Origin of the sequence: uncultured Rikenella sp. (genome assembly GCF_910579375.1) — a bacterium.
Taxonomy (GTDB): Bacteria; Bacteroidota; Bacteroidia; order Bacteroidales; family Rikenellaceae; genus Rikenella.
Genome location: NZ_CAJTUJ010000171.1, coordinates 1 through 3,916 on the forward strand (window position 1 = coordinate 1; position 3,916 = coordinate 3,916).

Sequence of the window (3,916 nt, forward strand, 5' to 3'; positions counted from 1 at the left end):
GCCTCACTGCGGCTCCGCTGACGCTCCGCCACTGCCGTCGCCCGCGGGGATTTCATCTCGATTTTGCTCACCGCAAAACGAGTGAAATCCCCATTTAAGCGGGCGGGCGACGGGAGTTTTCGTAGGTGAGCAAGTTTTTCGCGCGCCCCGCCTAAAGGAGCGCGCGGTTTAGTTTGAGGGAACTGCGCTCGGGCCGCGCGGGCCCCACGTCCCGTGGACGGGAAATGCTTGCGCATTTCTACTGGCAGCCTCTACCCTATTCTTTTGTCGCGCGCTGGAGGAAATCTTATTCAAAACACCTTATGCTTTGAATGATTTCCTACTTCAGCGATCGCGCGCGGGTCGAGCTTTGGCCCGCCTCGAACTGTTCCTTTTGTTCACAAAGAAAACCCAAAAACTTTAGAGCGCATCCCTACGGGATGCTCTGGCCGGGTCTAACCGCAGAACACAAACAAGCTGCGCCACAGCCGGCCCTGCTCACCCCTACAAACCGCTCAACTTCTTGATCTCATGCAGCTTGTTGAGCGCCTCGATAGGGGTCAGCGAGTTGATGTCCAAATCCTTGATCTGATCCCGGATATCTTTCAACACCGGGTCATCCAGCTGGAAGAAACTCAACTGCATCGACTTCTCGCTCGAAGACACAGAAGGCGTGGGAGAAGATGCAGCCGACACAGCGGTCGTATCCGGCGAATCGGCCGACAAAGCCGAGCCACCGCCATCCGACGCATCATGAGCCGAAGAGCCGTTGCGCCGCTGCCGCTCCAGATCCTCCAGCACCGTCTTGGCCCGGTCGATCACCCGCGGAGGCATCCCCGCCATCTTCGCCACATGGATCCCGAACGAATGCTCCGTACCGCCCGGAACCAGCTTCCGAAGGAAAATCACCCGTTTGTCCACCTCCCGCACCTGGACGTTGAAGTTCTTGATCCGCTCGAACCGCGCCTCCATCTCGTTCAACTCGTGGTAGTGAGTTGCAAAGAGCGTCTTGGCCCGCCCCGCCGGATGTTCATGGAGGTATTCGACCATCGCCCACGCAATCGAAATCCCGTCGTAGGTGCTTGTCCCGCGCCCGATCTCGTCCAGCAACACGAGGCTTCGGCCCGAGATGTTGTTCAGGATGTTGGCCGACTCCAGCATCTCGACCATAAAGGTCGATTCGCCCTGCGAAATATTGTCGGATGCCCCCACGCGCGTGAAAATCCGGTCGACCAGCCCGATCCGGGCCGAAGAGGCCGGCACGAAACATCCGATCTGAGCGAGCAGAACGATCAGGGCGGTCTGCCGCAACAGCGCCGATTTACCGGCCATATTGGGCCCCGTGATAATGATAATTTGCTGCGACGAAGCGTCCAAATAGAGGTCGTTCGGGATGTACGGTTCGCCGATGGGCAGCCGTTGTTCGATCACCGGATGCCGCCCGTCTTTGATCTCCAGCACGTCGTCTTTGGTAATCTCCGGCCGACAGTAGTTGTGCTCGATGGCGTCATGGGCAAAAGACTGGAGGCAGTCGAGTTCGGCCACAGCCATGGCATTCCCCTGAATCATCGCCACATGGGGCTGCAAAACCGAAACGAGTTCGCCGTACAAGCGCACTTCGATGGCGTTGATCTTGTCCTCGGCCCCCAGAATTTTCTCTTCGTACTCCTTGAGCTCTTCGGTGATATAGCGTTCGGCGTTCACTAAGGTCTGTTTCCGGATCCACCCCTCGGGCACCTTGTCGCGATGGGCGTTGCGGACTTCGATGTAGTAGCCGAAAACGTTGTTGTAGCTGATTTTAAGCGGAATACCGACGGCTTCGCTCTCGCGCTGCTGCAAGGCGAGAAGATAGTCTTTCCCGCCGGTGGCGATCTCGCGCAGCTGGTCCAACTCGTCGTGCACGCCGTAAGCGATCACCGGCCCGCGCCCCGGAATCAAGGCCGGTTCGGCGAGGATGCACTGTTCGATCGCTGTCCGCGCCGAGGAGCAGTCGGCAAAGCGTTCGGCGAATTTGCGCAGCTCGGCGTTCGGGCTCTCGGCGCAGAGCGTCCGTATCCGCTCAGCGGCAGCCAACCCTTTGGCCAGTTGTACGAGTTCGCGCGGATTGACGCGTCCGACGGCGAGTTTCGAAACGATTCGTTCCATGTCGCCGATATCGGTGAGTTCGGCCCCCAACTCATCCCGCAACTTGGCGTCGCGCATCAGGTGGCTGACCACTTCCAACCGAGTGTCGATGGCCGCTTTGTCCTTGAGCGGCAGCGAGATCCACCGTCGCAAGAGCCGCGCTCCCATCGGCGAGAGCGTCTGGTCGATGACGTCGGTCAGCGAGGTGCCGTTCTCGCTCAGCGGGTGGAAGAGTTCGAGGTTGCGGATCGAGAAGCGGTCGATCCAGACGTATTTGTCCTGATCGAGTCTGGAAATCCCCCGCACATGGCTGAGGTCTTTGTGTTCGGTGTATTCGAGGTAGTAGATCACGGCCCCTGCGGCGCTCACGGCCAGAGGCAGGAGGTCGATCCCGAATCCTTTCAGAGAGGTGGTGTCGAACTGTTTGAGGAGCTTCTCGCGGTTGCTGTCGTAGTTGAAGGCCCACTCGTCGAGTTTATAGGTATAGTACCGGTCGCCGAAGGCCTGCCGGAAGTCGTTTTCGTCGCCTTTTTTAAAAATGACCTCCTTGGGCATGAGGTTGGCCAGGAGTTTGTCAATGTAGTCGTAGGCTCCTTCGGCGGCGTAAAATTCGCCGGTGGAAATGTCGATGAAGGCGACGCCTGCCCTACCCTTCGGCCCGAGCGAAACGGCGGCGAGGTAGGTGTTCTCCTTATGGTCTAAGATATTGTCGTCGAAGGTGATACCGGGGGTCACGAGCTCCGTGACGCCGCGTTTGACGATCCCTTTGGCCTGTTTGGGGTCTTCGAGCTGTTCGCAGACGGCGACGCGCTGGCCGGCCCGCACGAGCTTAGGCAAATAGACGTCCAGGGCGTGGTACGGAAAGCCGGCGAGTTCGACGCTGGCGGCGGATCCGTTGGCGCGTTTGGTAAGGGTGATGCCGAGTATCTTGCTGGCGATGATGGCGTCGGGCCCGAAGGTCTCGTAGAAGTCGCCGGCGCGGAAGAGCAGAATGGCGTCGGGATGCTGGTCTTTGATGGAGTAGTATTGCTTCATCAAAGGGGTGAGGACGTATTTTTTCTCGGTTCCCGCCTGCTGTTCTTCGGTCTTAGCCATAGGGTTTCGGTTTGTGGTTCACAAAGATAGGGTAAAAAACCGTTTTTTCGGCGTATCGGCGAGGCGATCTTTGTTTAACGGTTCGACAAACGGGTGCGGGCGAGGTGCTCCGACTTGAGGTAGTGGCGAGTAGGAAGAGGCGGTCGTAGAGTTTTCGAAAACCAAGCGCCGCCCCGGGCTTCCGCGACTGCGGCTACTATGGGCGAGGAGGCCAGCTCGACAACGTCGGCTACGGCGGATTCAGCTGGTCGCCCGCAGTCGGCGGCACCAACCGCATCTACGGCACATTTTTGAGCTTCTATACCCAACGGATCAACCCCAACAGCTCCGGCTACCGCGCCCACGGTGTCCAGTTGCGTTGCCTCTCGGAATAAACGGAGGGGGACCGCGGTGGCAAGGGGTTGGAGCTACCCTAATTAGGTGACTTTACCCTATTTTGGTTTGACCTTGGGCGGTCGGACGCCCGGGAGGTCTCGCAACTATCGACACGGAGCGGCGTGTTGCGGGCCGCCCGTGGGCAGGCGTCCGGCCCGCGCGACCCAAAGGGTCGTAAAAGCAACGCCTTTTTCTGTCTGGTTCGTCCTCGGCGCGCTCCCCTCGCGCCGCTAATGCGTCGCTCTCGCCGAGGACGGCGATTCCATTCGGAATCGCACTACTCGCTTTCGGCCTATAACAGTTCGCTGCCAGCGGAGAGTGCAACGAGCCCCGTCGAGTTGCA

The 3,916-nt window shown here is 59.2% G+C and carries 1 protein-coding gene; it reads right to left on the bottom strand.

Translation table 11 applies throughout. From position 1 onward, the window contains the following. Window positions 1–483: 483 nt before the first annotated feature. Window positions 484–3,198, bottom strand: a complete 2,715-nt coding sequence (gene mutS, locus QZ302_RS09220) for a DNA mismatch repair protein MutS (RefSeq protein ID WP_294594704.1) — start codon at window positions 3,196–3,198, stop codon at window positions 484–486. Between the last annotated feature and the right edge of the window lie 718 nt (window positions 3,199–3,916).